This is a genomic window from Bradyrhizobium sp. GCM10028915 (assembly GCF_042666195.1).
In the GTDB taxonomy this organism is placed as follows: domain Bacteria; phylum Pseudomonadota; class Alphaproteobacteria; order Rhizobiales; family Xanthobacteraceae; genus Bradyrhizobium; species Bradyrhizobium canariense_D.
This window is the reverse complement of record NZ_JBHTFN010000001.1, coordinates 241,657-268,572: the sequence shown is the minus strand read 5'-3', so window position 1 is coordinate 268,572 and position 26,916 is coordinate 241,657. Positions and strand designations below refer to the sequence as shown.

At 64.6% G+C, this 26,916-nt stretch carries 27 protein-coding genes and 1 pseudogene; 13 read left to right on the top strand and 15 right to left on the bottom strand.

Annotated elements, in window-relative coordinates:
• Positions 1-11: 11 nt before the first annotated feature.
• On the top strand, positions 12-1,085 hold the full coding sequence (locus ACFQX9_RS01220; protein WP_377786136.1) for a malate/lactate/ureidoglycolate dehydrogenase: 1,074 nt from the start codon (positions 12-14) through the stop codon (positions 1,083-1,085).
• Positions 1,086-1,278: 193 nt separating this feature from the next.
• On the opposite strand, the gene ACFQX9_RS01215 is transcribed toward ACFQX9_RS01220, so the two are convergent.
• Positions 1,279-2,352 carry a tartrate dehydrogenase gene (locus tag ACFQX9_RS01215; protein ID WP_377786134.1) on the bottom strand — a complete coding sequence of 358 codons (1,074 nt, stop codon included), beginning with the start codon at positions 2,350-2,352 and terminating at the stop codon, positions 1,279-1,281.
• 158 nt (positions 2,353-2,510) lie between these two features.
• On the opposite strand from ACFQX9_RS01215, the gene ACFQX9_RS01210 reads away from it, so the two are divergent.
• Positions 2,511-3,287 (top strand): SDR family oxidoreductase, encoded by a 777-nt coding sequence (locus ACFQX9_RS01210; protein ID WP_377786132.1) that lies wholly within the window; start codon positions 2,511-2,513, stop codon positions 3,285-3,287.
• Between the two features lie 154 nt (positions 3,288-3,441).
• Complete coding sequence (locus tag ACFQX9_RS01205; RefSeq protein WP_377786130.1) at positions 3,442-4,860, top strand: amidase; 1,419 nt, start codon at positions 3,442-3,444, stop codon at positions 4,858-4,860.
• A 155-nt stretch (positions 4,861-5,015) separates the two neighbouring features.
• Here the strand turns inward: ACFQX9_RS01205 and ACFQX9_RS01200 are convergent, their stop codons facing one another.
• On the bottom strand, positions 5,016-6,122 hold the full coding sequence (locus ACFQX9_RS01200; protein WP_377786128.1) for an amino acid ABC transporter permease: 1,107 nt from the start codon (positions 6,120-6,122) through the stop codon (positions 5,016-5,018).
• A 2-nt stretch (positions 6,123-6,124) separates the two neighbouring features.
• Positions 6,125-7,312 (bottom strand): amino acid ABC transporter permease, encoded by a 1,188-nt coding sequence (locus tag ACFQX9_RS01195; protein WP_377786126.1) that lies wholly within the window; start codon positions 7,310-7,312, stop codon positions 6,125-6,127.
• 86 nt (positions 7,313-7,398) lie between these two features.
• On the opposite strand from ACFQX9_RS01195, the gene ACFQX9_RS01190 reads away from it, so the two are divergent.
• The 4 genes from ACFQX9_RS01190 (at position 7,399) to ACFQX9_RS01175 (ending at position 11,363) form a co-directional block, all read left to right on the top strand.
• A complete protein-coding gene (locus ACFQX9_RS01190) occupies positions 7,399-8,271 on the top strand; it encodes a MurR/RpiR family transcriptional regulator (protein WP_377786124.1) in 873 nt (290 codons plus the stop codon).
• Between the two features lie 3 nt (positions 8,272-8,274).
• Positions 8,275-9,624 carry an aspartate aminotransferase family protein gene (locus ACFQX9_RS01185; RefSeq protein ID WP_377786122.1) on the top strand — a complete coding sequence of 450 codons (1,350 nt, stop codon included), beginning with the start codon at positions 8,275-8,277 and terminating at the stop codon, positions 9,622-9,624.
• Positions 9,625-9,636: 12 nt separating this feature from the next.
• Positions 9,637-10,650, top strand: a complete 1,014-nt coding sequence (locus ACFQX9_RS01180) for an amino acid ABC transporter substrate-binding protein (RefSeq protein ID WP_377786120.1) — start codon at positions 9,637-9,639, stop codon at positions 10,648-10,650.
• A gap of 62 nt (positions 10,651-10,712) precedes the next feature.
• A complete protein-coding gene (locus ACFQX9_RS01175; protein ID WP_377786118.1) occupies positions 10,713-11,363 on the top strand; it encodes an aspartate/glutamate racemase family protein in 651 nt (216 codons plus the stop codon).
• Here ACFQX9_RS01175 and ACFQX9_RS01170 read toward each other — a convergent pair.
• A complete protein-coding gene (locus ACFQX9_RS01170; protein ID WP_018457006.1) occupies positions 11,360-12,007 on the bottom strand; it encodes a TetR/AcrR family transcriptional regulator in 648 nt (215 codons plus the stop codon). The genes ACFQX9_RS01175 and ACFQX9_RS01170 overlap by 4 nt on opposite strands.
• A gap of 135 nt (positions 12,008-12,142) precedes the next feature.
• Here ACFQX9_RS01170 and ACFQX9_RS01165 point away from each other — a divergent pair, with 135 nt between their 5' ends.
• The 5 genes and pseudogenes from ACFQX9_RS01165 to ACFQX9_RS01145 all read left to right on the top strand — a co-directional run bounded on the left by ACFQX9_RS01165 (position 12,143) and on the right by ACFQX9_RS01145 (position 15,879).
• Positions 12,143-12,352 carry a ferredoxin gene (locus ACFQX9_RS01165; RefSeq protein WP_007607931.1) on the top strand — a complete coding sequence of 70 codons (210 nt, stop codon included), beginning with the start codon at positions 12,143-12,145 and terminating at the stop codon, positions 12,350-12,352.
• 67 nt (positions 12,353-12,419) lie between these two features.
• Positions 12,420-13,643 (top strand): cytochrome P450, encoded by a 1,224-nt coding sequence (locus ACFQX9_RS01160; protein WP_377786114.1) that lies wholly within the window; start codon positions 12,420-12,422, stop codon positions 13,641-13,643.
• 128 nt (positions 13,644-13,771) lie between these two features.
• Positions 13,772-13,964, top strand: a pseudogene (locus ACFQX9_RS01155) (alpha-ketoglutarate permease); the annotation flags it as partial.
• 3 nt (positions 13,965-13,967) lie between these two features.
• Positions 13,968-14,630, top strand: a complete 663-nt coding sequence (locus ACFQX9_RS01150; protein ID WP_247394618.1) for a sulfite oxidase-like oxidoreductase — start codon at positions 13,968-13,970, stop codon at positions 14,628-14,630.
• Between the two features lie 25 nt (positions 14,631-14,655).
• Entirely contained in the window at positions 14,656-15,879 is a 1,224-nt protein-coding gene (locus ACFQX9_RS01145) for a bifunctional alpha/beta hydrolase/OsmC family protein (protein ID WP_085352168.1), read from the top strand.
• A 10-nt stretch (positions 15,880-15,889) separates the two neighbouring features.
• Here the strand turns inward: ACFQX9_RS01145 and ACFQX9_RS01140 are convergent, their stop codons facing one another.
• Positions 15,890-17,320, bottom strand: a complete 1,431-nt coding sequence (locus ACFQX9_RS01140; RefSeq protein WP_198959271.1) for a PLP-dependent aminotransferase family protein — start codon at positions 17,318-17,320, stop codon at positions 15,890-15,892.
• A gap of 101 nt (positions 17,321-17,421) precedes the next feature.
• Here ACFQX9_RS01140 and ACFQX9_RS01135 point away from each other — a divergent pair, with 101 nt between their 5' ends.
• The gene (locus ACFQX9_RS01135; RefSeq protein ID WP_085352166.1) at positions 17,422-18,336 is read left to right on the top strand and encodes a DMT family transporter; all 915 of its coding nucleotides are present in this window, start codon (positions 17,422-17,424) and stop codon (positions 18,334-18,336) included.
• Here ACFQX9_RS01135 and ACFQX9_RS01130 read toward each other — a convergent pair.
• The 10 genes from ACFQX9_RS01130 to paaX form a co-directional block, all read right to left on the bottom strand.
• Positions 18,315-19,373, bottom strand: coding sequence for a YeeE/YedE family protein (locus tag ACFQX9_RS01130; RefSeq protein ID WP_377786112.1), 1,059 nt, complete (start codon positions 19,371-19,373; stop codon positions 18,315-18,317). The two genes, ACFQX9_RS01135 and ACFQX9_RS01130, sit on opposite strands and share 22 nt — an antisense overlap.
• Before the next feature lie 2 nt (positions 19,374-19,375).
• Complete coding sequence (locus tag ACFQX9_RS01125; RefSeq protein ID WP_377786110.1) at positions 19,376-20,380, bottom strand: zinc-binding alcohol dehydrogenase family protein; 1,005 nt, start codon at positions 20,378-20,380, stop codon at positions 19,376-19,378.
• Between the two features lie 79 nt (positions 20,381-20,459).
• On the bottom strand, positions 20,460-21,791 hold the full coding sequence (paaK, locus tag ACFQX9_RS01120) for a phenylacetate--CoA ligase PaaK (protein ID WP_247394310.1): 1,332 nt from the start codon (positions 21,789-21,791) through the stop codon (positions 20,460-20,462).
• A 28-nt stretch (positions 21,792-21,819) separates the two neighbouring features.
• Positions 21,820-22,269 carry a hydroxyphenylacetyl-CoA thioesterase PaaI gene (gene paaI / locus ACFQX9_RS01115; RefSeq protein WP_377786107.1) on the bottom strand — a complete coding sequence of 150 codons (450 nt, stop codon included), beginning with the start codon at positions 22,267-22,269 and terminating at the stop codon, positions 21,820-21,822.
• A gap of 55 nt (positions 22,270-22,324) precedes the next feature.
• Complete coding sequence (gene paaE / locus ACFQX9_RS01110) at positions 22,325-23,407, bottom strand: 1,2-phenylacetyl-CoA epoxidase subunit PaaE (protein ID WP_018457017.1); 1,083 nt, start codon at positions 23,405-23,407, stop codon at positions 22,325-22,327.
• Between the two features lie 2 nt (positions 23,408-23,409).
• Entirely contained in the window at positions 23,410-23,913 is a 504-nt protein-coding gene (gene paaD / locus ACFQX9_RS01105; protein ID WP_018457018.1) for a 1,2-phenylacetyl-CoA epoxidase subunit PaaD, read from the bottom strand.
• Entirely contained in the window at positions 23,907-24,677 is a 771-nt protein-coding gene (paaC, locus tag ACFQX9_RS01100) for a 1,2-phenylacetyl-CoA epoxidase subunit PaaC (RefSeq protein ID WP_085352161.1), read from the bottom strand. The genes paaD and paaC overlap by 7 nt, the downstream gene beginning before the upstream one ends.
• Entirely contained in the window at positions 24,677-24,964 is a 288-nt protein-coding gene (paaB, locus tag ACFQX9_RS01095; RefSeq protein ID WP_008136594.1) for a 1,2-phenylacetyl-CoA epoxidase subunit PaaB, read from the bottom strand. Before paaB ends, paaC begins: the two co-directional genes overlap by 1 nt.
• A gap of 10 nt (positions 24,965-24,974) precedes the next feature.
• Complete coding sequence (gene paaA / locus ACFQX9_RS01090; RefSeq protein WP_368508382.1) at positions 24,975-25,967, bottom strand: 1,2-phenylacetyl-CoA epoxidase subunit PaaA; 993 nt, start codon at positions 25,965-25,967, stop codon at positions 24,975-24,977.
• Between the two features lie 73 nt (positions 25,968-26,040).
• Positions 26,041-26,907 carry a phenylacetic acid degradation operon negative regulatory protein PaaX gene (gene paaX / locus ACFQX9_RS01085; RefSeq protein WP_018457021.1) on the bottom strand — a complete coding sequence of 289 codons (867 nt, stop codon included), beginning with the start codon at positions 26,905-26,907 and terminating at the stop codon, positions 26,041-26,043.
• Between the last annotated feature and the right edge of the window lie 9 nt (positions 26,908-26,916).

The following is a 26,916-nucleotide window of genomic DNA, read 5'->3' as shown; positions in this document are numbered from 1 at the left end:
GAGCACCAACAATGGCCGACTATCGCACCATCAAGGCACAGCCGCTCATCGAAGCTATCAGCGCCATCGTCAAGGCCGGCGGGTCTACGGACCGCGAGGCCGAGCTCGTGTCCACCAACCTGGTCGAGGCCAACCTCAAGGGACACGATTCGCACGGCGTCGGCATGATCCCGCGCTATGTCCAGAGCGTCACCACGGGCGGCCTCGCCGTGAACCAGCACGTCAAGATCGTGCTCGACACTGGTCCGCTTCTCACCCTCGACGGGCTCACCGGCTACGGCCAGGTGATCGGCCATGAAGCGATGGAGCTGGCAGCCGAGCGCGCCAAGCGCAACGGCGTGTGTCTCGTCGGCCTCTCCAACTCGCATCATATCGGCCGCATCGGCCACTGGGCCGAGCAGTGCATTGACCATGGGCTGGTCTCGATCCACTTCGTCAACGTGATCTCGCGCCCGATCGTGGCGCCCTGGGGCGGCAGCGATGCGCGCCACGGCACCAACCCGTTCTGCGTCGGCATCCCGCGCGCGGGCAAGGACCCCATCGTGCTCGACTTCGCCACCAGCAGGATCGCGCAGGGCAAGACCCGCGTCGCCCACAACAAGGGCGTCGAGCTGGAGCCCGGCACGATCATCGACAATGAGGGCAAGCCGACCACCGACCCGCGCTACACCGTGATCCCGCCATACGGCGCCATCCTGCCGTTCGGCGAGCACAAGGGTTCAGGGCTCGCGCTGGTTTGCGAAATCCTCGGCGGCGCGCTCTCCGGCGGGCAGGTGGTCAAGGGTCCGTCCGATGGCAAGCACAACGTCCTCAACGGCATGCTCTCGATCATCATCGACCCCGGCAAGCTCGGCACCGCGGAGAATCTCGCGCGCGAAGTCGAGAGCTTCGTCGCCTGGCACACCGGCTCACCTCCGGCCCCAGGCGTCGACAAGGTGAAGATCGCGGGTGAGCCCGAGCGCGCGACGAAGAAGAAGCGGCTCGCAGAAGGCATCCCTGTCGATCCGACCACCTGGCAGGAGATTCTGGAGGCCGGAAAGAAGTTCGGGCTGGATCAGGCGGCGATCGAGAAGATCGCGGGGTAGTGAGGCGGAGCACGGTGCTCTTCCCTTCTCCCCTTGTGGGAGAAGGTGGCGCGAAGCGCCGGATGAGGGGTTCTGTCCGCGAAGGGAAATGCACAATTGAGAGGTCTGTCTCCGCGGAGACAACCCCTCACCCGTCTTCGATGCTTCGCATCGAAGCCACCCTCCCCCACAAGGGGGGAGGGAAAGCAGCGCTCTAATCCACCATATCCGCGACCGCCTTGCCGCAAGCCGTAGTGTCGGCATTGCCGCCGAGATCCTTGGTGCGGAGCGTGCGCTCTGCCAGCGTGCGCTCGATCGCATCGACGATCGACTTGCCGGCTTTCTTCTCGCCGAGATGCTCGAGCATCATCGCGCCGGACCAGATTGCGCCGATCGGATTGGCGATGCCCTGCCCCGCGATGTCGGGCGCCGAGCCGTGCACCGGCTCGAACACCGACGGGAAATTGCCGTCGGGGTTGATGTTGCCGGACGGCGCGATGCCGATGGTGCCGGTGCAGGCCGGGCCGAGATCCGACAGGATGTCACCGAACAAATTGGAGCCGACCACGACGTCGAACCAATCCGGATGCAGCACGAAGTTCGCGGTCAGGATGTCGATGTGATACTTGTCCCACTTCACGCTTGGATACTTCTTCGCCATCGCCTCCACGCGCTCGTCCCAATAGGGCATGGTGATGGAGATGCCGTTCGACTTGGTCGCCGACGTCAGGTGCTTCTTCGGCCGCGACTGCGCGAGCTCGAATGCGAACTTCAGGATGCGATCGACGCCGATGCGGGTCATCACCGTCTGCTGAGTCACGAACTCACGGTCGGTGTCCGGGAACATGCGGCCGCCGACGGAGGAATATTCGCCCTCGGTGTTCTCGCGCACCACCCAGAAATCGATGTCGCCGGGCTTGCGGTTGGCCAGCGGCGACGGCACGCCCGGCATCAGCCGCACCGGGCGCAAATTCACATACTGATCGAACTCGCGGCGGAACTTGATCAACGAGCCCCAGAGCGAGACGTGATCCGGAATCTTGGACGGCCAGCCGACCGCGCCGAAATAGATGGCATCGTGCTTGCCGATCTTATCCTTCCAATCGTCCGGCATCATCTGGCCGTGCTTCTCGTAATAGTCCCAGGACGAGAAGTCGAAATGATCGAAATGAAGCGACACGCCGTGCTTCTTCGCCGCGGTCTCCAGAACGCGCAGACCCTCGGGCATCACTTCCTTGCCGATGCCGTCGCCGGGAATGACCGCGATCCGGTATTGTTTCTTGCTCATCGAGAACGTCCTTGATTGGTCCGGCAGCCGCCGCCTTTTTGACCGCACTGCAATGGACCAAACGCGGCGCCAGTGCAACGCTGCACTGCAATGTTGACGATGGCGCGGCCAGCCCCCTACTGCTTTCATTCCTGTTCCTCTCCTGCGAGTAATTCCCCATGGATCTGCATCTGCGTGGCAAGCGCGTCCTGATCACGGGCGCCTCCAAAGGAATCGGCGCAGCCGCCGCCGAGGCCTTTGCCGAGGAAGGCTGCCATCTCCTTCTCGCTGCCCGCAACGGCGATCAGCTCGAGGCTCTGGCTGAGCGCTTGCGCTCGGCGCACCAGATCGATGCCGCCACGAGCATCGTGGATCTGCGCAAGAACGAGGATTTGGCGCGGCTCGCCAAGGAAGCCGCCGACATCGACGTGCTCGTCAACAATGCCGGCGACATTCCCGGTGGCTCCATCGACAAGATCGACGAGGCGACCTGGCGCCACGCCTGGGAATTGAAAGTGTTCGGCTACATCAATCTCACGCGGATGATCTATGCGCAGATGAAGGCGAAGGGCGGTGGCGTGATCGTCAACGACATCGGCGCCGCCGGCGAGAAATTCGACGCCAACTACATTTGCGGCAGCGCCGGCAATGCCGCGCTGATGGCCTTCACCCGCGCGCTCGGGGGCAAGAGCCTCGCCGACAACATTCGCGTCGTCGGCATCAATCCCGGCCCTGTCGGCACCGACCGTCACGTCACCCTGCTGAAGACGCGAGCAAAGCACCAGTTCGGCGATGAGAGCCGCTACAAGGAATTCCAGAAGAGCCTGCCGCTCGGCAGACCTGCGCATGCACGCGAGATCGGCGACCTCATGGCGTTCCTGGCGTCGGATCGCGCGGGCTATACGTCAGGGGTCATCTATACAGTGGATGGCGGCATCAGCGCGGGATGGGGTTAACTCTATCCTCATCATTGCGAACGAAGCGACCGGTCCACCGAAGCTTTATAAGGCGGAATCAATCCAGGAATGTATCTGCGGCAAAAAGTCTGGATTGCTTCGTCGCTTCGGCCTCGCAATGACGGAGACTAGAGCAAGCACAGGAGTAAAATAGTTGTCTCAAGAGTTGATCCGAGAAACCGCTTGCGCCGTCGTCGACAAGCTGCGGTCCGGCGACGTCTCACCGCTGGAGCTGTTGGATGTGCTGGAGAAGCGCATCGGCGAAGTCGACGGCAAGGTCAACGCGCTGCCGACGCTGTGCTTCGACCGCGCGCGGGATGGCGCAAAGGCGCTGATGCGGAAGCCGGCCGGTGCGCGCGGATTGCTCGCGGGCCTGCCGGTGCCGATCAAGGACCTGACCGACGTCGCCGGTGTGCTGAACACCCAGGGCTCACCTATCTTCAAGGACAATGTGCCCAAGCAGTCCGACCTCATGGTGGAGAACCTCGAAGGTAACGGCGCAGTCGTCTACGCCAAATCCAATACGCCGGAGTTCGGCGCCGGCGCCAACACGTTCAACGAGGTGTTCGGCGCGACGCTCAATCCCTGGGATACATCCAAATCCGCCGCGGGCTCCTCGGGCGGAGCGGCGGTGGCCCTCGCGACCGGCATGGCTTGGCTCGCGCAGGGCTCCGACATGGGCGGCTCCTTGCGCAGTCCCGCGGCGTTCTGCGGCGTCGTCGGCATGCGGCCGAGCATCGGCCGCGTCGCGCACACGCCGAAAGCGGCCATCGACCGCAATCTCGGCGTCGTTGGCCCGATGGCCCGCAACGTCGAGGATCTCGCGCTGCTGCTGGATGCCATGAGCGGCGACTATGCCGCCGACCCGCTGTCGCTGCCGGCGCCCTTGACGTCGTTTCTCTCGGCGGCGCAGTCAGGCAGCAAACCGAAGCGCATCGCCTACTCGCCGGATCTCGGCATCACCCCGGTCGATCCCGAAGTCAAAGCGATCACGCGAAAGGCGGCGGAACGCTTTGCCGAAGCCGGCGCCATCGTCGAGGAGGCGCATCCGGACTGGCGCGAGGCGCATGAGTGCTTCCACGTGCTGCGCGCGTTCGACTTCGCGATCAGCAAGGCGCAGCTGCTGCGCACCAAGCGCGACCTGCTCAAGCCCGAAGTAATCTGGAACATCGAGGAAGGCCTCAAGCTCACGATCGAGCAGCTCGAACGCGCCGAGGCGCAGCGCGTCGGCATGACCGCGCGTGCGGTCGAGTTCTTCAAGAGCTACGATCTGCTGCTGGTACCGACCACGATCGTGCCGCCCTTTCCGATCGAGCACCGTTATGTCGCCGAATGCGCCGGCAAGAGGTTCGACAATTACGTCGAATGGCTGGGCATCGTCTACGCCATCACGCTCGCCTGCTGTCCCGCATTGTCGCTGCCGTGCGGCTTCACCGCATCGGGACTTCCGGTGGGCCTGCAGGTCGTCGGGGCTCCACGCGCGGATGCGCAGGTAATCGCCGGCGCGAAGGCGCTGGAGGATATTCTGGGCGTGCGCGGCACGACGCCGATTGACCCGCGGGTGAAGAACTAGGTCCCCGCTCTCGTGCCCCGAACGCGGCGCAGCGCCTCTTCGGCGGCGCGCTGCAGAGCCGGGGCCCAAGTGTCCAGGACTTGCCGTGTATCCCTGGGTCCCGGCTCTGCGGTGCAGCGCTTTGCGCCGCACCTTGTCCGGGACACGCGCGGCCTTCACCTTCCGCTCGTCGCCTCCAGGCTCCGGCTATACCGCGACATCGCGAAGCAGAAGACAAAATAGATCGCGGCAACGAAGATGTAGACTTCGACGGAGAATTGCTGCCACGCTGGATCGATGATCGCGGTCTTGGCCGTCGTCAGCAGGTCGAAGATACCGATGATCAGGACGAGGCTGGTGTCTTTGAAGAAGGCGATAAAGGTGTTGACCAGCGGCGGGATGACGTGGCGGATCGCCTGCGGCAAGACGATCAGCCTGTTCTTGCGCCAGTAGGACAGGCCGAGCGCCTCGGCGGCCTCGTATTGCCCGCGGGGCACGGCCTGCAGGCCGCCGCGAATGACTTCGGCAAGATAGGCACCCGCGAACAGGATGATCGCGACCTGCGCGCGCAGGAGCTTGTCGATGTTGAATCCGTTCGGCATGAACAGCGGAAACATCACGCTCGCCATGAACAGCAGACTGACCAGCGGCACGCCGCGGATCAGCTCGACATAGAGAACGCTGAGCGAGCGGATCGCCGGCAGTTTTGAGCGCCGGCCGAGTGCGACGAGGATGCCGAGCGGGAAGCCGAAGGCCAGACCAAAGGTCGCCAGGATCAGCGTCACCGGCAAGCCGCCCCAGCGGTCCTGCGAGACGAACGACAAGCCGAGTATGCCACCCCACATCAGCACGCTGATCAGCGCGAGCGCTCCGATCCAGAAATAGGCCAGTTCGCGCCGCCATAAGGCGCGGCGGCTGGAGAGATAGAACAGGCCGATGAACAGCAGCACCGCCAGCGCCGGCCGCCACTGCTCGTGGAACGGATAGGTGCCAAACAGGATGAAACGGTATTTTTCGGGGATGATCGCCCAACATGCACCGACGCCGCGTACCGAGCGGCAGGCGCTGGAATCGTTCGCCGGCGTGAGCCAGACCGCATTGGCGATGCCCCACTGCACGAAGCCGAAGAGGCCCTTTGCGAGCACCGCCAGCAACACGACCGAGAGGATGCCGTTCGGGATCGACGAGAACAGATTGGTGCGCAGCCAGCGCAGCACCGGGTTGCCAATCTGCGGGCGGCGGGCGGCGCGCGGTGCTTCCGGAATGTCGGCGATCGCCGTCATGGTCAGCGCTCCACCAGCGCGATGCGCGAATTGTACCAGTTCATGAAAAAGCTGATGCCGAGGCTGATGGTGAGAAACACCGCCATGATCAAGGCAATGGCCTCGATCGCCTGCCCGGTCTGGTTCAATGTCGTGTTGGCGATCGAGACCACGTCCTGATAGCCGATCGCCACCGCGAGCGAAGAGTTCTTGGTCAGGTTGAGGTACTGGCTCGTCATTGGCGGCACGATGACGCGTAGCGCCTGTGGCAGGATGATCTGCCGCAGCATGAAGCTGCGGCGCAGTCCCAGCGCATTGGCGGCATCCCACTGCCCGCGCGGCACCGACTGGATGCCGCTGCGCACGATCTCGGCGATGAAGGCCGAGGTGTAGGTGACGAGCGCGATCAGGAGCGCAAAATATTCCGGCGCGAGCGTCAGCCCTCCGACGAAGTTGAAGCCGCGCAACTCAGACCATTCGATCGTCCAGGACACGCCCAGCAGCACGGACACCGCCGCAGGCAGCACAACGAGCAAGCCGAGTGCGAACGGCCAGGCCGGCCGCGGCTTGCCGTCGCGCATTTGCTGCGCGATGAGCCGCCGCCGGATGACGTAGAACACGACAAGCCCGAGCACTGCCGTGCCGAGCACCCTAAGCTGCGGGGTCCCGATCGGAATCGCCGGCAGAATCAACCCGCGATTGGACAGGAACATGCCCTCGATCGGCCGCCATGCCGCGCGCGCGGCCGGTAGCGCCTGCATCAGCACATACCAGAACAGCAGCTGGAGCAGCAGCGGAATGTCGCGGAGCATTTCGACATACACCGCGGCGAGCCGCGACAGCAGCCAGTTCGCCGACAGCCGCGAGATGCCGATCACCGTGCCCAAGATGGTTGCAAGCACGATTCCGATCACGGCGACGCGCAGGGTGTTGGCGATGCCGACGACGAAGGCCCAGAGATATGAGTCTCTCGGATTGTAGGCGAGCAGGCTATCGGAGATGGGCATGCCAGCCTCACGGCCGAGGAAGGCAAAACCGGTTGTGATGCGGCGCGCGGAGAGATTGGTGACCGTGTTGGACCAGAGGAAGGCGATGACCGCGACTGCGATCCCGACCACCAGGGCCTGCCAAAACAGGCCTTTCAGCTCGCGCTGCCCGAAAGCGCCGAAGAAGCGGCGGCGCGGCGGCGGTCTCGGAGCGTCTGACGTCACAGCACAAAAATCCTTCTCAAGACGGCGATTTCCGGCAGCGTACGTCAACTGTTGCACCAAACCCCACTTCGTGCAACAAATGTTTCATGGCCGAGCCCGTGAAATCCTCGCCGCTGAGCGAACTGCGTATTGCATTGCCCTCGCTTCCGATGCGGTTGCAGGAGGTCGGGCGTTTCGTTGCGGCAAACGATTACGACGCCACCACGCGATCGATGCGCGATCTCGCAGCGGTTGCCGGCGCCGATCCCGCCGCGTTCACGCGGCTTGCCAAGGCGATCGGCTATTCGGGCTGGGATGAGTTGCGCGCGGCGTTGACGGAGGCGCGGCGGCCCTCGCAGATAGCGCCCTTCTCCGGCCGCGCCAAGGGTCGCCGCCACGGTCCGAACGCCGATGTCGCGCTCGTCACCGACAAGCTCGAGGCCGAAGCCGCCGGCCTTCCGCGCATCCCGGCCCAGCCGATTGTGGAGGCGGCGCGCGCACTCCACGATGCCACGCGGATCTGGATCACCGGATACCGAAGCTGTCGCAGCGTCGCAGAACTGTTGAACTACGAGCTCCGGCTGTTTCGTCCCGAACAGGTGCAACTCGTCGGCGCCTCCGGCCCCGACGATCTCGACCTCGGCGCATTCCGACCCGGTGAGGCCGTCATCGTCATCGGTTTCATGCCCTACACCCATGCGAGCGTCCGGGTCGCGCACGCCGCCTATCGCGCCGGCGCGGCCCTGATCGCGGTCGCCGACAGCCCTTCGGCGCCGATGGCTGAAGGCGCCGACCACGTGCTGCTGTTCGAAGCGGCCTCCTCTCCCGGCTTTTTCCCGAGCCTCACCGGCGCCATTGCGATCGCGCAATCGCTCGCCGCCGTGACGTTTTCGCTCGGCGGCACGGCCGCGAAGAAGCGCCTTGAGAATACCGAGGCGCGGCTCGCCGCGGCTTCAACTTACGTCTCAGAGAAAGGTTGACCCATGGCCGCTCGCACCAGCCGCGTGCTGCATCGCTCGCTGCGTGAAACGCCGCCCAAGGCGATCGGCGGCGAAGGCGTCTATCTCTTTGCCGAGGACGGGCGGCGCATCATCGACGCCTCCGGCGGCGCTGCGGTCTCTTGCCTTGGCCACCAGCATCCGCGCGTGATCGCGGCGCTGACGAAGCAGGCCTCGACGCTGGCCTACGCCCACACATCCTTCTTCTCGTCCGAGCCGGCGGAGGCGCTTGCCGAGAGGCTGGTCGGCCATGAGCCCGGCGGCCTCGCCTACGCCTATTTCGTCAGCGGCGGATCCGAAGCGATCGAAGCCAGCATCAAACTCGCGCGGCAATATTTCATCGAGCGCGGCGAGCCGCAGCGGCAGCATTTCATCGCGCGGCGCCAGAGCTATCACGGCAACACGCTCGGCGCGCTGGCCGCCGGCGGTAATGCCTGGCGGCGTGCGCCCTATGCGCCGCTGCTCTCCGACGCCTTCAGCCACGTGACCCCGGCTTTCGCCTATCACGAGAAGCACGAAGGCGAATCCGATGCGCAATTCGTCGCCCGGCTTGCGGCCGAGCTGGAAGCCGAGTTTCAGCGCCTCGGTCCCAATACGGTCGCGGCGTTCCTCGCCGAGCCCGTCGTCGGCGCCACCGCAGGTGCCGTGACGGCACCGGACGGTTATTTCAGGGCGGTGCGCGAGATCTGCGACCGCCATGGTGCGCTGCTCATTCTCGACGAGGTCATGAGCGGCATGGGCCGCACCGGCACCACGCACGCCTGGGAGCAGGAAGGCATCGCGCCCGACATCCAGGCGATCGCTAAGGGTCTCGGCGGCGGCTACCAGCCGATCGGCGCGATGCTCGCGAACGGCAGGATCATCGAGACAATCCGCTCAGGTTCGGGCGCCTTCCTGCACGGCCACACCTATCTGGCGCACCCTCTCGCTTGCGCTGCTGCGCTCGCGGTGCAGGACGTGATCCGCGAGGACGGCCTGCTCGACCGGGTGAAGGAGCGCGGCAAGCAGCTCGAGCAGCGGCTCACCGAGCGCTTCGGCAATCACCGTCATATCGGCGACATCAGGGGCCGCGGCCTGTTCTGGGCGATCGAGCTCGTCGCCGATCGCGCCAGCCGGACCTCGTTCGATCCCGCGCTGAAGCTGAACCAGAAGATCAAGGCGGAGGCCCTCGCCAACGGCCTCGGCTGCTATCCCGGCGGCGGCACAGTGGACGGTGTCCGTGGCGACCACGTGCTGCTGGCGCCGCCCTATATCACCTCCGCGGAGGAGATCGACCTGATCGTCGACAAGCTCGGCACCGCCGTCGACAACGTATTGCGTCGTGTCAATCACTGAGGGGAGAATAGCATGATGAGGAAAGTGGTTATCGTAGCTGGCGTGCTCGCGGCATCGACGGTGGTCGCGTCGGCGGCAACGCTCGACACGGTGAAGAGCCGCGGCACGCTGATATGCGGCGTCAGCGCCGGTTTTGCCGGCTTCTCGGCACCAGATTCGCAAGGCAACTACAAGGGTCTCGACGTCGATTATTGCCGCGCGCTCGCCGCCGGCGTGCTCGGCGATGCCAGCAAGGTGCGTTACGTCTCGCTGACCGCGCAGAACCGCTTCACCGCGCTCCAGTCCGGCGAGATCGACGTGCTCTACCGCAACTCGACCCAGACCTATCTGCGCGGTGTCACGCTGGGCCTGCGGCAAGGCCCGATCAACTTCTACGATGGTCAGGGCTTTGTGGTGAAGAAAGAGCTCGGCGTGAAGGAGATCAAGGATCTCAAAGGCGCCACCGTCTGCGTCGCGCAGGGCACCACGCATGAGGTCACACTCGGCGATTATGGCCGTGCCAACGGTATCGACTGGAAGCCGCTGGTGTTCGACCGCGTCGACACCATGTACCAGACCTTCTTCGGCGGCCGCTGCGATGCCATGACCCAGGACGCTTCCGCGCTCGCCGGCGCCGTGACCACCGCGGCGCCGAATGCGGCCGACTACGTCGTGCTGCCGCAGACCATCAGCAAGGAGCCGCTCGGCCCCTTCACCCGCAATGGCGATGAAGTCTGGAGCGACATCATCACCTGGCTGCATTACGGCTTGATCGAGGCCGAAGAGCTCGGCGTCACACAAGGCAATGTCGACGAGATGGCGAAGTCGCAGACGCCCGCGATCCAGCGCCTGCTCGGTGCCTCCGGCGATCTCGGCTCGCGGCTCGGGCTCGACAATAAATGGCTGGTCACAGCCATCAAGGCCACCGGCAATTACGGCGAGATCTATGAGCGCAATGTCGGCAAGGCGAGCCCGCTCAAGCTCGAGCGCGGCCTCAACGGCCTCTGGAGCAAGGGCGGCTTGATGTACGCGGTGCCGTTCAAGTAAACGTTTGCGTGTCCCGGACGCGCTGCGTCCGGGGCACGCGACCTTGCATCAGGTAACGTTCAATGACGACCTCCCCTCGCATCGCGCTGATCCACGCCCTCAAGCATTCCATCGCCCCGATCGAAGCTGCGTTTGCGAAGGCGTGGCCGGAAGCGCGGCTGATGAACCTGCTCGATGACAGCTTGTCGGCGGATCTGGCGCGTGATGGCGGGCTCAATGATGCCATGACCGAGCGCTTTCTTGTGCTCGGTCGCTACGCCGCGGCGACAGGCGCGGATGCGATCCTGTTCACCTGCTCGGCTTTCGGTCCCTGCATCGAGGCGGTCGCGCGCGCGCATGCGCCCATGCCGGTGCTCAGGCCGAACGAAGCCATGATCGAACGGGCAGTGACGATGGGCCGGCGTATCGGCCTGCTCTCGACGTTCGCGCCGACGCTGGCCTCGATGCCGCCGGAATTTCCTACCTCCGTCCAGATCGTGCCGAAGCTTGCCGAAGGCGCGCTGGCCGCGCTCGACCGCGGCGATCGCGCTACTCATAACCGGCTGATCGTGGAAGCCTCACATGATTTGCGCGATTGCGACGTCGTCGCGCTCGCGCAGTTCAGCATCGCGGCAACGGCGCCTCTCGTGGCAGAAGCTACCGGTCGCCCTGTCGTGACCACGCCCGACAGCGCCGTCGAGAAGCTGATGAAGCTGTTGGCGGCGAGGGCTTAAGCGCCAGCCTGTTTCCGGCGCCGCGCGCCTTTGATCGCCGCCGCAAGCGCGGCCTTGGTTTCACTGACAAAATCCTCGACCAGGTCTTCGCGCGTGGCATGGGCCGCCTCGCCGGTGAACAGTCCCTGCTCAGCCAGCATCACCACGCCGTGCACCGCCGCCCAGATCTTGAGCGCCTGCCGCTCGCGCAGATAATCAACGGCCGGGGCTTCCAATGCGTCGACCACGAGCGCAAAGGTTTCGCGGGTCGCTTCGTGCAGCTCGCTGCCTTTCGCCGCACACGACACCGTGCGCGAGGCGAACATCAAGCGGTAGATGCCATTGCGGCGTAAGCCGAAATCCAGCGTCGCCTGCGCCAGCAGCGACAGCTTCGACCGCTTCGACGGCTTTGCCATCGCCGCCCGCAATATCCCGTTGAGCTGCCGGAACGCCTCCGCCGTCACCGCCGCAAGCAGCGCCTCGCGATCGGCGAAATGCCGGTAGGGCGCCGGCTGCGAAACACCCAGCTGCTTTGCCAGCGCCTTGATGCTGATCGCCTCCGTCCCGCCCTGCTCGGCTTCGCGCAGCGCGGCCTTGATCAAGGCGTCGCGGAGATCGCCGTGGTGGTAGGTATTCTCGGGCTTGCGGGCAAGTTGTGAACGCATGTTGCGCAGAGCCTATAAGTTTGCGCTTGACAGGGGAAGCCTGCCGCGAATGTAATAGCCTATAACTTGAACAAAAACTCAAGTGGGAGCGCGCGCCGCCTTCGGGCCGGAGTGCACACGATCGAGGAAGCCGCCATGACAGAGCGACTGAGGGTTCACGTTGATCCCGACAAATGCCAGGGGCACGCGCGCTGCAAGGCGCTGGCGCCGGAGCTGTTCGAGCTGGACGAATACGGCAACGCCCACGAAGCCGGCGACGGCACGGTCCCGCCCGGCCTCGAAGACAAGGCCTGGCTCGCCAAGTCCAATTGCCCGGAAATCGCGATCGACGTGATCGAGGAGTAGCGCGCCCGCTTCTGCCCGCGTGCCTTCCGCGACCACGAGCCCCCAAGGGATTTCAAGGGATTTCGAGATGTCCGACATCAGCCAGCCCACCGCCCATCCGCCCGTGACCGACTGGGTCGATGATTTCGACCACACCGATCCGCAATGGACGGAAGATCCCTTCCCGATTTGGGACGAGCTGCGCGCCGCAAGCCCGGTCGTGCATACCGAACGCTTCCTCGGCTGTTACATGCCGACGACCTATGAGGCGGTGCGCGAGATCGCCAACGACAGCGAGCATTTCTCCTCGCGCCGCATCATCGTCCGCGACGTTCGGCCGGAGATCACCAGCAGAAACTCCGCCCCGCCGATCACGTCCGATCCGCCGGTGCACAAGCCAGCCAAGCAATTGCTGCTGCCGCCGTTCACGCCGGACGCGATGAAGAAGCTGGAGCCGCGGGTGCGCGCGATCTGCAACGAGTTGATCGACGGCTTCATCACTGAAGGCCGACTTGACGCGGCAGAGCGCTACACCAAGCACATTCCGGTTCGCGCGATCGCACACATGCTCGGCATCCCCGAGACGGACAGCGATCTCTTCATCCGATGGATCCACATGATCCTGGAACTTGGCATCAAGGACGAAAACACGTTGCTCCAGGCGGTGCACGAGATGAGCGCCTATTTCAGCGCCCATATCGAAGCGCGCAAGAACAAGCCAACCGACGATCTGATTTCCTACCTGATGAATGCCAGGGACAAGGACGGCAATCCGCTCGAGGATTCGCATGTGCTGGGCTCGTTGCGCCTGCTCCTGATTGCCGGCATCGACACCACCTGGAGCGCGATCGGCTCCTCGCTCTGGCACCTTGCCCGGACGCCCGCCGACCGCGAGCGCCTGGTTGCCGAGCCCGAGCTGATCCCGACCGCGGTGGAGGAGCTGCTGCGCGCCTATTCGCCGGTGACGATGGCGCGCGAAGTGGTCAAGGAGACCACGGTGTCAGGCTGCCCGGTCAAGGCAGGCAACATGGTGCTGCTGTCCTTCCCGGCCGCCAACCGGGATCCGAAAATGTTTCCGGATGCTGATAAGGTCGTGATTGACCGCCGCGAGAACCGCCACGCCGCCTTCGGCCTCGGCATCCACCGCTGCGTCGGCTCGAACCTTGCGCGCATGGAGATGCAGGTTGCGCTCGAGGAATGGCTGAAGCGCATTCCGGACTTCGCCCTCGATCCGGCAGGCACGGTGACCTGGTCCCAAGGAACCGTCAGAGGCCCCCGCCAGTTGCCATTTTTGCTTGGAAAGGCGATGTAGACCTCTCCAAACAGTGATACGGAGAGGCCGGACTTGACTGAGCAAGCAATCAAACCGGCCTCTGAGCATTTTGATATCGCCAGCGCCCAGCGCGGATCAAGGCGATCTTCATCGGCTCGATCGGCAACCTCTGCGTCGGGCTGCCCTGTGCGATCACCGTCTCGATGTTCGGCGGCACGGCGCCGGCGATCGCGCTCTATTTCAAGACCATCGGGCATGAGGAGTGGTTCTACTATTATCTCGCTGGTATCATCTGCCTGTCGCTGAGCATCTACCATGCGCGACACCAAGCATGCCTCCGCGATGCACCGCCACGAGTAGCCGATGGCCGAAGACAACGAGCCGCCCGACAGCAAGCTGACGCGCACCAAGGAAAAATGGGCGCGCGAGGGCCGCTTTTTGACAGGCAAGATCACGCGCCCGGAAGATCAGCGCCTGCCGCCCGGCCAGCACCAGACAAAGGACTGGCCAGTGCTCGATCTCGGAGTCGTACCGCCGATTTCGCGCGAGCGCTGGCGGCTCGACGTCTACGGCGCGATCGAGAACCCCGTGTTCTGGACCTTTGCCGAGTTCGCCGCCCAGAAGCGGGCGCAGTTCATCTCCGACATCCACTGCGTCACCACCTGGTCGCGCTACGACAATGAGTGGGAGGGGCTCGCCACGCGCGAGCTGCTCGCGGCCTGCCAGCCGCGCCCGGACGCGCGCTTCGTCGTGTTGCATTCCCATGATGGCTACACCACCAACCTCGCGCTGGACGACTTTGCCGCCGAGGACGCATTGCTCGCCCATAGCTGGTCCGGTGAGCCATTGTCGGCCGAACATGGCGGCCCGGTACGGCTGGTCGTGCCGCATCTGTATTTCTGGAAGAGCGCCAAATGGGTTCAGTCGATCGAATTCCTGACCGAGGACGCGCCGGGCTTCTGGGAAGTCCGTGGCTACCATAACCGCGGCGATCCCTGGGCAGAGCAACGCTATTCGGGCGACTAGGTTCAGCAAGGAACGGGGGAAACCCATGCCGACAGAGCGCTTTCAATTCACCGGCGAAGGCGGCCATCAGCTTTCGGCCGCGCTGGAGCTACCCGACGGCGAGCCCGGGGCCTTCGCGCTGTTCGCGCATTGCTTCACCTGCGGCAAGGACACGCTGGCCGCCAAACGCATCTCGGTCGCGCTGGCCGCCAAGGGCATCGCGGTGCTGCGCTTCGACTTCACCGGGCTCGGCTCCAGCGAGGGGGATTTTGCCAATTCGACGTTTTCCTCCAACGTTGCCGATCTCGTGCGCGCCGCCGATCATCTGCGTAGCGTCCGCAAGGCGCCGTCGATTCTGATCGGTCACAGCCTCGGCGGCGCCGCGATCCTTGCGGCAGCAGGACGAATCCCGGAAGCCAAGGCGGTTGTGACCATTGCGGCACCATCCGATCCCGCCCACGTCACCGGCCTTTTCAAAGAGCATCTCGGCGACATTCGCACGCAAGGTGAGGTCGAAGTCTCGCTTGCGGGACGCCCGTTCCGGATCAAGCGCGAATTCCTCGACGACATCGCCGAGCACGAGCTGATGAAAGACGTCGCCGGCCTGCACAAGGCGCTGTTGGTGATGCATTCTCCGGTCGACGATACCGTCGGTATCGACAATGCGACGAAGCTCTTCGTCTCCGCCAGGCATCCCAAGAGCTTCGTCTCGCTCGACCATGCCGATCATCTCCTGACCAAGCCGGCCGACGCGCTCTATGCAGCCGACGTGATCGCGGCCTGGGCGAGCCGGTACATCGACGCGGCCAAACCTGCGAGGGCGATGGATCTCCCCGAGGCGCCGCGCCGGGTCGTGGTGCAGGAGACCCGCAAGAGCAAGTTCAACCAGACCATCTCCGTCGGTCCGCATCAGCTCGTCGCGGACGAGCCGGTCGCCGCCGGCGGCGAGGATGCCGGCCCTGGTCCTTACGATCTCCTGCTCGCTGGCCTCGGGGCCTGTACCTCGATGACCATGCGCCTCTATGCCGACCGCAAGTCGCTGCCGCTCGATCGTGTCACCGTCTCACTGAAGCATTCCAAGATCTATGCAAAAGACTGCGCGGAATGCGAGACGCGCGATGGCATGCTCGACCAGATCGAGCGCGACATCGCGATGGACGGCGCGCTCGATCCCGAGCAGCGCAAGAAATTGATGGAGATCGCCGACAAGTGCCCAGTGCACCGGACGCTGACGTCGGAAATCCGCATCGTGACCAAGGCCGTGGATTAGCGCGACTGCGCTAGAAGCACGACGCCATTGTTCGCAGCGCCGCGGTGATCTCGCTCTCGCGCCAGGCCGCGAAGCCGAGCAGCAGGCCGTGGTCGCGCGGCCTGCCCAGTGCCAAGCCGGACAGGGCACGCGTTTCAACGCCCGCTTCGACCAGCCGCTTGACCGCCACCTGATCAGCGCGACCGCGCTTGAGACGCGCGACGAGCTGAATGCCACCGGGGGACACTTCGGCAGAGAGCACATCGCCCAAATGGCGCTCCAATCCCTCCACAAGGTGATCGCGGCGGGCGTGATAGATCCGGCGCACCCGGCGCAGATGCGCCAGGAAATGCCCGTCGGCAATGAACTCGGCCAGCGCCTCCTGGATGTGGCTCGCGGCGATCAGTCCGATGTGCCGCTGTACGATCTCGAGAGTACCGACCATGGCCCGCGGTATGACGAGGTAGCCGAGCCGGATATCCGAGGTCATGACCTTGGAGAACGTGCCGACATAGAACACGCGGCCGTGGGCATCGAGTCCCTGCAGGGCCGGCACCGGCCGGCTATCATAGTGGAATTCGCCGTCGTAATCGTCCTCCACGATCCAGGTCTTGCCGGGCCTGCTCAGGCCAAGAAACTCCGTGCGGCGCGAGAGCGACATCAGGCGGCCGGTCGGGTGCTGATGCGACGGCGTCATGAAGATCAAGGTCGGGGCCGCCAAGCCACGAATCCGCTGCATGCCCTGCTCGTCCAAACTCATCCCGATCACGCGCGCACCGGATGCGCGGAAGGCGGCCGCGGCGCCGGGATAGCCGGGATCCTCGACCCAGACATCGTCGCCGGGGGTGATGACGGCGGCCGCGATCAGGGTCAGCGCAGCCTGCGCGCTCGGCAGAATCAGGATCTGATCCGCCGTCGCGCGCACGCCCCTGCTGGTCGCAAGATAATGCGCCAGTGCCTCGCGCAGGCGCGGCCGATTGACCGGTCCGAGCTCGCGCCTCGCCGCGCGCACAGCGCTGCGGCGCAGGCAGCGCGCCCAGACGTCGTTGGGAAACTCCCTGAAATCGCCATGCCCGGGACGCAAGGGTCTTAGTCGCGCCTGATAAGACATCGGCCAGTCGGTCTGCGTGAGGCTCGACGCCCAGGGCGAAAGCCGCGGCTTGCCAGGGCGCATGCGAGTTGCGACGGCGCCAGGGTCTGTGACGCGCTCGCCGCCGTCCACCGCAACCATCGGACGGCGGCCGTGCGAGGCTTCGAGATATCCCTCGGCGGCGAGCTGCTCGAACGCATAGCTGACGGTGTTGCGTGAGACGCCGAGATCGCTCGCAAGCCCACGGCTCGACGGCAGCGTGCGGCCTTTGACGAGACGCCCGGTCGCGATCAAGCTTCGGAGCTGGCTCGTCAGTTGAGCCACCAGCCCCTCGTCGTCGGCCCGGTTCAGGTCGATCAGGGCGGAGATCATGCTGTCCGGAACTGGCACCCTATTCCTTTCCTATCTGGCACTGTTTCAGGTGCCAGACGAGATGCTATCCGCTGGACTGGACTGCTTCAAGGACCTCCGAGATGAACTCCCTATCCCCCCGCGCAGCCGTTGGCCTGTTTCTCATCGTCGTGCTGGCTTGGGGCATAAACTGGTCGGTGACGAAGCAACTCGTCCAGTTCCTTCCACCACTGTGGGCTTCAGCGATCCGGAGTTGGATCGCGCTGGCTGGATTGTTCGTGATCCTCGGGCTCAGCAACAATCTGGTGATTCCGGAGCGTCGCGACATCCCGGTGGTCCTGAGCGTCGCACTGCTGCACATGACCGTGTTCTCGGTCCTGGTTGCGGCCGGTGTGCGCTTCCTACCCGCAAGCAAGGCCGTTGTGCTCGGCTACACCACGCCACTCTGGGTCGCGATCGCCGCGCCGCTGCTCGGGAAGGACACTTTGACGGCGCCGAAGGTCGCCGGCGCGCTGCTGGGCCTGATCGGGCTGGTCGTCATCCTGAACCCGGCCTCGATCGACTGGACCAACACCAATGTCGTGCTCGGCGCCGGCATGGTGATCCTGGCCGCGATCTCATGGGCCGCGAACATTATCTATATCCGCGCCCATCGCTGGATTGCCTCGCCGCTCCAGCTTCTGATCTGGCAAGTGCTCGTGGCAACCATCGTGCTATCGGTGAGCGCGATCATCGCGGATGGCCTGCCGCATGTGGAGTGGTCGTGGAGACTCGTGTTGCTGTTCCTGTATTCCGGGCTGATCGGGACGGTGCTCGCCTATTGGGCGATGTCGATGGTGAATAAGAGCATCTCGGCCCTGACGACCTCGCTCGGCACCACCGCAACGCCGCTCGTCGGCATCGCCAGCGCCGCGATCCTGCTGGGCGAGCCGATCGACATGAGTCTGGTGACAGCGGCCGCGCTGATCATCACCGGCATCGGTCTCGCAACGCTCGGCGATCGCCTGCTGCGTGGTCAGGCTACCGCGAAGGGCTGAACGCGCAGCATCCCGCGCAAGCCCGCCGTCGTGCCGAGCAGGATGCCGGCGACGGCGACGAATGAGCCGAGCGCGAGCGTCGACACGCCGGTGAGCCCTTGGCCGATCGAACAGCCGAACGCCATCACGCCGCCGATGCCCATCAGTGCGGCGCCAGCCGCCGATCGCAGCATATGGCGTGGCGAGGAATAGCCTTCGAGATGGAAACGGCCCGTCGCAAGCGCGGTGACCAGACTGCCGGCGAAGACACCTGCAACCGTCGCGATGCCGAAATTCAGCGTCAGGCCCGTCGAGAGCATGGCATATTGCAGGCTGTCCGCGATCGGCGCGACGAAGGTAAGCGAGGTCACGGGGACGGGGTTGAAATCATCCGCGCCGAGATAGCCGGTGACGAACCAGCCGCCGGCGACGAGGAGACCGACGACGACACCGGCTGCAATCTGGCCGGGCGAACGTCGGAACGCTGGGTGCGCGAAAGCAAACAGGATCAGCGTGACGACAACGACAGCAGCAGCCATTGCGCGCGCAAGCGCTTCAGCCGGACCGAACATGGCGAACAATGACGGCAGCGAATTCACGTTGACCGTGGTTTGCGAGGCCTGGACCACGGCGATGCGCGCCGGCGCGATCAGGCCCTTGAGCGTCATCTGCGCGGCGATGGCGAGCACGACCACCACGACGAAGGAGCGGAGATTGCCACGACCGAGCAGCACCAGCGCGCGCGAACCGCAGCCGTTGGACAGTACCATGCCGTATCCGAACAGGAGTCCGCCGAGAAACAACACCGGCACCGAAAAGGACTGTTGCAGGTAGATCGACTTGCCGAGATCGACCACGCCGGTGCCGGCGAGGAACTGGCTCGCTGCGGTCGCAACCGCGATCGCCAGCGCATAGGTTCGGACCAACCGCCCATCCCCCTCCGACAACCAGCCGCGCATGCTGCTCATCAGGCAGAAGCCGCTGAGCAGGCCGACAGCGCCGTAGACCAGGCCGATGACGAGGCCGGCGAGGATGATGAGTTGGGGAGACGAATCCATGATCAAGGTTTCAGGATCACGCGATCCCGCGAGGAGCCTGCAACGGCGACATAGGCCTCCTTCGCGCGTTCGAGCGGATAGACGGCGTTCGCGTTGATCGGAAACGGTTTCAGGTGCCCGCTCGCGAAGCCCGGGCCGAGGTCACGCAGCACAGCGCCTGTCGCGATCGACGACAGGCCGAGCGTGTCGATGCCGACATAGGTGTGTTGCCCGCGGTAGAATTCGAGAATGTTGAACTGCGCGATGCGGTCGATGGCGGCGATCAGGATCTGGCGGCCGCGAAGCGCGAGCGACTTGTGCGCCGCCTGGAAATAGGGATCGCCGACCGTGTTGAAGACGATGTCGGCGCCTTTGCCATCGGTCAACTCGCGCACGCGTGTGGCGACGTCGGTCGCGGAAGCGTCGATCACCTCGATGGATGCGTTGGTGTGGCCCTCATAAGGTTCCGCCTTGCGCACCACGCCGATGATACGCGCGCCCTGCCAGGTCGCGATCTGCACCGCCGCTTGACCAACCTTGCCGTTGGCGCCGAACACCAGCACCGTTTCCCCGGGCTTTGGAATGCCGGCGCGGCGAAAACCCTCCATGGCGGTGACAAAGGGCACGCCGATGCCGGCGGCCTCCTCCCAAGACACGGTCTTCGGCTTCTCCACCACCGCGTCGGATTCAACGACGAGATGGCTGGCGTGAGTGCCGTCGCGGCGGATGCCGAGATCGCCGGAGGAGCCGAACACCTCGCGGCCCATCGTACCGGCCGGCCCGTCGATCACCACGCCGGCGTAATCGCGCCCCGGCGTGCGCGGGAAGATGGCATAGGCCATTAGCCCAGTCGCGGCCTTGACGTCGGACGGATTGACGGCGGCGGCCTTGACCTCGATCAGGAGATCGTTCGGACCGCGCGCGAGCGTATGAGGCTCGACGCGAGGTGCAATCCCAGCGGCGTTCTCGGCCTTGGCATTGAGGCGGACGCAGCGCGCCTCGACGGCTTTGGGATCGGCTGACGACATGGAAAAGATCCGCGATTTCTCGCGGGCCTTGTCGCCTTTGGGGGCGGTCAAGTCAATCCGTCAAGTCAATCCCATCAACTCAATCCTTCGGCCGCTTGTCGTAGAGCCGCTTCGCCTTGCCGAGCGAGCGTTCCAGCGTCGCAGGCGCAACCACCCGCACGTTGGAACTGATCCCGATCGTGTTCTTGATATGGGTTGAGATCCGATCGGCATGGTCGAGGAGACCCCGGCCATCCCAGCTCTCCGGCCGCGCCTCGGCAATGATGGTCAACTCGTCCATGCGTCCTTCCCGAGTCAATTCCAGAATGAAATGCCCGCCGCACCAGTCGGTGGCGAGCAGAACCTCCTCGATCTGGGTCGGGAACAGGTTGACGCCGCGCAGGATGATCATGTCGTCCGAGCGCCCCGTGACCTTCTCCATCCGCCGCATGCCGGGCCGCGCCGTGCCCGGCAGAAGCCGCGTCAGGTCGCGGGTGCGATAGCGGATCACCGGAAAGGCTTCCTTGGTGAGCGATGTAAACACCAGTTCGCCCTTCTCCCCGTCGGGCAGCACCGCACCGGTGTCGGGATCGATCACTTCGGGATAGAAATGATCCTCCCAGATATGCAGGCCGTCCTTGGTCTCGATGCATTCCTGCGCGACGCCGGGGCCGATCACCTCGGAGAGACCGTAGATGTCGGTCGCGTCCATGTCGAAGGCATCTTCGATCTCGCCGCGCATCGCATTGGTCCACGGCTCCGCGCCGAAGATGCCGACCTTGAGCGAGCATTGGCGCGGATCGAGCTTCTGACGCTTGAACTCGTCAAGGATCGCCAGCATATAGCTCGGCGTCACCGTAATGATGTCGGGCCGAAAATCGTTGATGAGCTGCACCTGCCGCTCGGTCATGCCCCCGGAGATCGGCACCACAGTGCAGCCGAGTTTTTCGGCTCCGTAGTGCACGCCAAGCCCGCCTGTGAAAAGACCGTAGCCATAAGCATTGTGGATGATCATGCCGGTGCGGCCGCCCGCGGCGCGGATCGAGCGTGCCATCACGTCCGACCAGGTGTCGATGTCGCGTTGCGTATAGCCCACCACAATCGGCTTGCCCGTCGTGCCGGAGGACGCATGCACGCGCACCAGTTTCTCACGGGGCACGGCAAACATGTTGAAGGGATAATTGTCGCGCAGGTCCGTTTTTACGGTGAACGGAAATTTCGCAAGATCCGAGAGCTCGCGAAAGTCGGACGGGTGCACGCCGGCCGCGTCGAAGGCCTTGCGATAGTGCGCGACGTTGTCGTAAGCGTGCTTCAGCGACCAGGCCAGCCGCTGCACCTGGAGTGCCATGATCTCGTCGCGCGATGCGCGCTCGTGCGCATCCAGCTCGGCCTTATAGGTGTTGCCACCTTCCTTGAGCCTCGTCAGAGCCATCCTCGTTTCCCCGTATCATTGCTTTTCTTTATTGATCCTGCGCCGGCAGCCAGTTTCCGGGAATGACCCGCGAATGCCCGCGGAATTCGGCGATGACTGTATCGCCGGCGGTGACGCGCACGTCATAGATGCCGGAGCGGCCGCCACGCGTGACCTCGCGGGCCTTTGCGACGAGGCGATCGCCGAGCTTGCCTGGCTTGATGAAGGTGATCTGGCCCTGCGCCGCCACGACGCGGTCGTTGTGCGAGTTGCACGCGAAAGCGAAAGCGGAATCGGCCAGCGTGAAGATGAAGCCGCCATGGGCGATGCGCTGGCCGTTGACCATATCCGGCCGCACATTCATCGCCACCGTCGCGAACCCCGGGCCGATCTCGACGATCTCCATGCCGAGTCCTTTGGAGGCATCGTCCTCCGCCCACATCGCATCGGCGCAGGCGCGGGCAATATCCTCGGGCGACAAGGCGGCTTTGACGTTCACGCGCTTCTCCCGTCCGATTGTTTGGACACGATGTTCTGCTGCCTGGCTAAAACTGTCAAACGTGGTCGTAGTCGACCACGACCCGCTCCGACGATGGCTTGGCCTGACAGGTCAGGACAAAGCCGGCCTTCAGCTCCCAGGGTTCCAGCGAGTAGTTGATGTCCATCGGCGCCTCGCCCTCCACCAGTTTGGCACGGCAGGTCGAGCACATGCCGCCCTTACAGGCGAAGGGCAGATCGACACCGGCGCGTAGCGCGGCATCGAGGATCGCCTCGTCCTCTGCCACCGGCACGTCGCGGCGCTTGCCGTCGATGATCAGCGACGCGATCGCTTTCGGCGGCGCGTCCGGCGCAACGATCTTCTTCGGCCGCGGCTTGCCACCGAACTCCGAGACAAACCGCTCGACATGGATACGCTCCTCCGCGATGCCGAGATCGCGACAGGTCGCCTCGATGTCCTCGCTCATGCCGGACGGACCGCAGATGAAGACGTGATCGACGCTTTCCGCCGGTACCAGCGAGCGCAGCAGCACCCTCACCTTGTCGCCGTCGAGCCGGCCGTGCAGGATCGGAATGTCCTGTTCCTCGCCCGAGATGACGTGGAAGATCGAGAGGCGGTCGATGAAGCGATCCTTGAGCTCTTCGAGCGCCTCGAGGAACATGATGTTGTCGGTCGTGCGATTGCCGTAGAACAGGAAGAAGCGGCTGTCGGCTTCGCGCGCGAGGACGCCCTTGACGATCGACAGGATCGGCGTGATGCCGGACCCAGCGGCAAAGCCGACATGGATGCGGCCGCCGCCGGCCGGCGGGATCACGCCGAAGCGTCCCGTGGGCGTCATCACGTCCAGCGCGTCGCCACACTTCAAATCGTCCGCTGCCCAGCTCGAAAACGCGCCTCCATCAACCTTCTTGACGGCGATCCGTATCTCGCCGTCGTCGGGGCCGGAGCAGATCGAATAGGAGCGGCGCACTTCCTCGCCATCCAGCATGGTGCGGAGTGTGAGGTATTGGCCGGGCATGAAAGCGTAGTCGGTCGCAAGCTCCGTCGGGATGGCGAATGTCAGCGATATGGCGTCCGACGCCTCGCGGCGGAGGTCGTTGACGGCCAGGCGATGAAAGCGTGGTGCGACTGCTGACATGGTCAATGACACTTGAAGTAGTCGAAGGGTTCGCGGCACGCCCTGCAGCGCCAGAGTGCCTTGCAGGAGGTGGAGCCGAATTCGGACAGCAGCTCGGTATTCGCCGAGCCGCATTGCGGGCACACAACGGCTTGCTCGCCGAACAGCGCGCGGCGTGAATTCGAGGCCTGCGGCGGTGCGATGCCGTAGGCATGAAGCTTCCGGCGGCCCTCTTCGCTCATCCAGTCGGTGGTCCAGGCCGGCGACAGCACGGTGCGGACCTTTGGACTGCGGAAACCGGCGCGCTCCAGCGCGACCTCGATTTCCAGCGCGATCATGTTCATGGCCGGACAGCCCGAATAGGTCGGGGTGATCGCGACCTCGACCTGATCGCCGTCGAGGACGACATCACGGAGCACGCCGAGATCGGCGATGGTCAAAACCGGGATTTCGGGATCGACCACGCTCGCCGCGGCATCCCAGGCCCGTCGGCGCAGGTCGCTATGGGGCTCCAGCACCGTCACCATGTCTGCCCCGGGAAGGTACGCTGTATCGATTGCAGCTCTGAGAGGAGATGGCCGAGATGCTCGCTGTGCCGGCCCACGCGGCCGCCCTGCTGCATCCAGTCGTTCTGCGGCAGCTTGAGCGTTGCTTCGCCGATCACATCCGAAAGTGTCGTCAGCCAACGACCCCGCAAGGTGCCTGGGTCTACGGCGATACCGGCATGGATCAAGGCGTGCTCGCCGTCGTCGACGGCAAACATCTCGCCGGTGAACGCCCAGAGATGATCGATCGCAGCCTGCGCGCGGGCATGGCTCTCGTCGGTGCCGTCGCCGAGCCGGATCATCCACTCCGAGGAATGCCGCAAGTGATAGGCACTCTCCTTCTCCGACTTCGCGGCAATCGCAGCGAGCGTCGTATCGCGCGAGGTCATCATGGCGCGCCAGTAGAGATCGGCGAAGGCGGAATAGAAGAACTGCCGCACCAGCGTCTGGGCAAAGTCGCCGTTCGGCTGCTCGAGGAGCAGCAGATTGCGATACTGCCTGACATCGCGAAGGTAGGCGAGCTTGTCTTCGTCGTTGTCCTTGCCTTCGGCTTTGGCTGCGTAGGTGTAGAGCTCGCGGGCCTGGCCGATGAGGTCGAGCGCGATGTTGGAGAGCGCCATGTCCTCTTCCATCATCGGCGCATGCCCGCACCATTCCGACAGGCGGTGGCCGAGGATCAGCGCGTCGTCGGCGCGGCGTAATGCGTAGAGCACCAGCGGTGTTTCGGAGACCTCGATGTTCGCCATCACATGTGTCCTACTTCCTCAGGCACCTCGTAAAACGTCGGGTGGCGGTAGATCTTTGATTCCGCCGGCTCGAACATCATGCCCTTCTCGGCGGGATCGCTTGCGGTGATCGCCGTCGACGGCACCACCCAGATCGAAAGGCCCTCACCGCGACGCGTGTAGATATCGCGGGCGGCTTGCAAGGCCATCGTGGCGTCGCTCGCATGCAGCGAGCCGACATGCTTGTGCGCGAGCCCGTTGCGGCTGCGAATGAAGACTTCCCACAGCGGCGTGTTCGGCGTGGCCATCGCGATCTCCCTACTCTGCCGCTTGTGCAGTTCGACGCTGCGTGCGCTTTGCGGCATAGCTAGCTGCCGCCTCGCGCACCCAGGCGCCCTCATCGTGCGCCTTGCGGCGTGCCGCGATGCGATCCCGGTTGCAAGGACCGTTGCCGGCGAGCACCTGCTTGAACTCGGTCCAGTCGATCTCGCTGTAGCGCCAGTGCCCGTCGGCGTCCTGAATCATGCCGGGATCGGGAATGGTGAGGCCGAGATATTGCGCCTGCGGCACGGTGGCGTCGACGAACTTCTGCCGCAGCTCGTCATTGGAGAAGCGCTTGATCTTCCATTTCGTCGAGGTGTCGCTGTGCTGGCTGGTGGCATCGGGCGGGCCGAACATCATTAGCACCGGCCACCACCACCTATTCAAGGCATCCTGCGCCATCTCCTTCTGCTCCTCGGAGCCACGGCACAGCGTCAGCATGATCTCATAGCCCTGGCGCTGATGGAACGACTCCTCCTTGCAGACGCGGATCATCGCGCGCGCGTAAGGACCATAGGAGCAGCGACACAGCGGAATCTGGTTCATGATCGCGGCGCCGTCGACCAGCCAGCCGATGGTGCCGATGTCGGCCCAGGTGAGGGTCGGGTAGTTGAAGATCGAGGAATATTTGGCCTTGCCCGCGAGCATGGCGTCGACCAGCTCTTCGCGCGAAGTGCCGAGCGTCTCGGCCGCGGCATAGAGATAGAGCCCGTGGCCGCACTCGTCCTGCACCTTGGCGAGCAGCGCGGCCTTGCGGCGCAAGGACGGCGCGCGGGTGATCCAGTTGCCTTCGGGCAGCATGCCGACGATTTCGGAATGAGCGTGCTGGGAGATCTGGCGGGTCAGCGTCTTGCGATAAGCCGCCGGCATCCAGTCGTTCGGCTCGATGCGCTCCTCGGCATCGATGCGCGTCTGGAACTGCGCAGCCTTGGCCGCATCCTCGAGGCCGCGATCATCGGTCTCGGCCGTGTTCAGCGCCTGGGTATACATGCGCATCCTCCCATTTTATTGAGCAATATATAACAAGAATCAGATCACGCAATATATTTCTGTAACATAACAATCAAGTCTCGAATCTCCTCTCCAGGAGTTTCCGCGCCAGCGGCAATGGCCCCTTTTCATTGGTCCCACGACCATCAAGCCATTGTTCCGATGGGACAAGCAGCGCGCGATAGATGTCGCCGCACAACGCACGGGCGGCCTTGCCTGGCCAGTTCGCCGGAAGCAGGCTTTCGGGCAGCAGCGGATCGCGCAGCACGACTCGGCGATAATGGTGGATCAGGAGGATGCGCGCCGTGAAGGCGTCGGCCTCGGACAAGTCGCTGCCGCGCGCGATCGCGGCGCGCAGCGGCTCGAACGTCTTCATGAACTTGAGATAGGCGTCCGCGGTGCGATCCAGTGGCCAGCTCGCACTGAGCAGCCGGCGACCACTGTCATCCTCGGCCGAGACCTCCAGACGGATGGCGCCCGCGGCCTCGCCGGGCACTGGCACGCCTGACGGGGCGACCCACACGCCCGGCAGCGGGCTGCCGAAGCCGGCATTGCGGAGCGCCTCGCGCGAGGCATCGCGATCCTCGCCATTGCCGATCAGAAGCAGCTCGAAGCGCCCGGTCCAGTCGGATGGCGGCGGATCGTAGATATGGCGTGTCGCGGCCTCGAAGATCTGGCGGCCCTTGTCGGCCAAGCGGTAAAAACTATTGCGGCCGACCTTTTCGCGCGTCAGCCAGCCATCGGCAGCAAGCCGCGACATCGCGGTACGCACCACGCCGCTGTCGATGTCCAGGGTCTCGAAGAATTCCAGCAGCGTGCCGAGCCATACCGAACCGCCACGCGGCACGATGGCATCACCGAATACCGTGATGACGATAGAGCCGGTGCGCGACGGCTCGCGCTTGAGCTGATCGATGATGCGGGACAACGGATGCGCCATGCGCGAGGC

Coding starts and splice junctions, on each gene's coding strand:
- ACFQX9_RS01165 (WP_007607931.1), top strand. CDS start 12,143: ATGACAGAGCGACTGAGGGTTCACGTTGATCCCGACAAATGCCAGGGG.
- paaK (WP_247394310.1), bottom strand. CDS start 21,791: ATGGCTCTGACGAGGCTCAAGGAAGGTGGCAACACCTATAAGGCCGAG.
- ACFQX9_RS01125 (WP_377786110.1), bottom strand. CDS start 20,380: ATGTCGTCAGCCGATCCCAAAGCCGTCGAGGCGCGCTGCGTCCGCCTC.
- ACFQX9_RS01180 (WP_377786120.1), top strand. CDS start 9,637: ATGATGAGGAAAGTGGTTATCGTAGCTGGCGTGCTCGCGGCATCGACG.
- ACFQX9_RS01160 (WP_377786114.1), top strand. CDS start 12,420: ATGTCCGACATCAGCCAGCCCACCGCCCATCCGCCCGTGACCGACTGG.
- ACFQX9_RS01135 (WP_085352166.1), top strand. CDS start 17,422: ATGAACTCCCTATCCCCCCGCGCAGCCGTTGGCCTGTTTCTCATCGTC.
- ACFQX9_RS01215 (WP_377786134.1), bottom strand. CDS start 2,352: ATGAGCAAGAAACAATACCGGATCGCGGTCATTCCCGGCGACGGCATC.
- ACFQX9_RS01130 (WP_377786112.1), bottom strand. CDS start 19,373: ATGGATTCGTCTCCCCAACTCATCATCCTCGCCGGCCTCGTCATCGGC.
- ACFQX9_RS01145 (WP_085352168.1), top strand. CDS start 14,656: ATGCCGACAGAGCGCTTTCAATTCACCGGCGAAGGCGGCCATCAGCTT.
- ACFQX9_RS01150 (WP_247394618.1), top strand. CDS start 13,968: ATGGCCGAAGACAACGAGCCGCCCGACAGCAAGCTGACGCGCACCAAG.
- paaD (WP_018457018.1), bottom strand. CDS start 23,913: ATGGTGACGGTGCTGGAGCCCCATAGCGACCTGCGCCGACGGGCCTGG.
- ACFQX9_RS01220 (WP_377786136.1), top strand. CDS start 12: ATGGCCGACTATCGCACCATCAAGGCACAGCCGCTCATCGAAGCTATC.
- ACFQX9_RS01170 (WP_018457006.1), bottom strand. CDS start 12,007: ATGCGTTCACAACTTGCCCGCAAGCCCGAGAATACCTACCACCACGGC.
- ACFQX9_RS01190 (WP_377786124.1), top strand. CDS start 7,399: ATGGCCGAGCCCGTGAAATCCTCGCCGCTGAGCGAACTGCGTATTGCA.
- paaB (WP_008136594.1), bottom strand. CDS start 24,964: ATGGCCACGCCGAACACGCCGCTGTGGGAAGTCTTCATTCGCAGCCGC.
- ACFQX9_RS01200 (WP_377786128.1), bottom strand. CDS start 6,122: ATGACGGCGATCGCCGACATTCCGGAAGCACCGCGCGCCGCCCGCCGC.
- paaE (WP_018457017.1), bottom strand. CDS start 23,407: ATGTCAGCAGTCGCACCACGCTTTCATCGCCTGGCCGTCAACGACCTC.
- paaA (WP_368508382.1), bottom strand. CDS start 25,967: ATGTATACCCAGGCGCTGAACACGGCCGAGACCGATGATCGCGGCCTC.
- paaC (WP_085352161.1), bottom strand. CDS start 24,677: ATGGCGAACATCGAGGTCTCCGAAACACCGCTGGTGCTCTACGCATTA.
- paaX (WP_018457021.1), bottom strand. CDS start 26,907: ATGGCGCATCCGTTGTCCCGCATCATCGATCAGCTCAAGCGCGAGCCG.
- ACFQX9_RS01175 (WP_377786118.1), top strand. CDS start 10,713: ATGACGACCTCCCCTCGCATCGCGCTGATCCACGCCCTCAAGCATTCC.
- ACFQX9_RS01210 (WP_377786132.1), top strand. CDS start 2,511: ATGGATCTGCATCTGCGTGGCAAGCGCGTCCTGATCACGGGCGCCTCC.
- ACFQX9_RS01140 (WP_198959271.1), bottom strand. CDS start 17,320: ATGATCTCCGCCCTGATCGACCTGAACCGGGCCGACGACGAGGGGCTG.
- ACFQX9_RS01185 (WP_377786122.1), top strand. CDS start 8,275: ATGGCCGCTCGCACCAGCCGCGTGCTGCATCGCTCGCTGCGTGAAACG.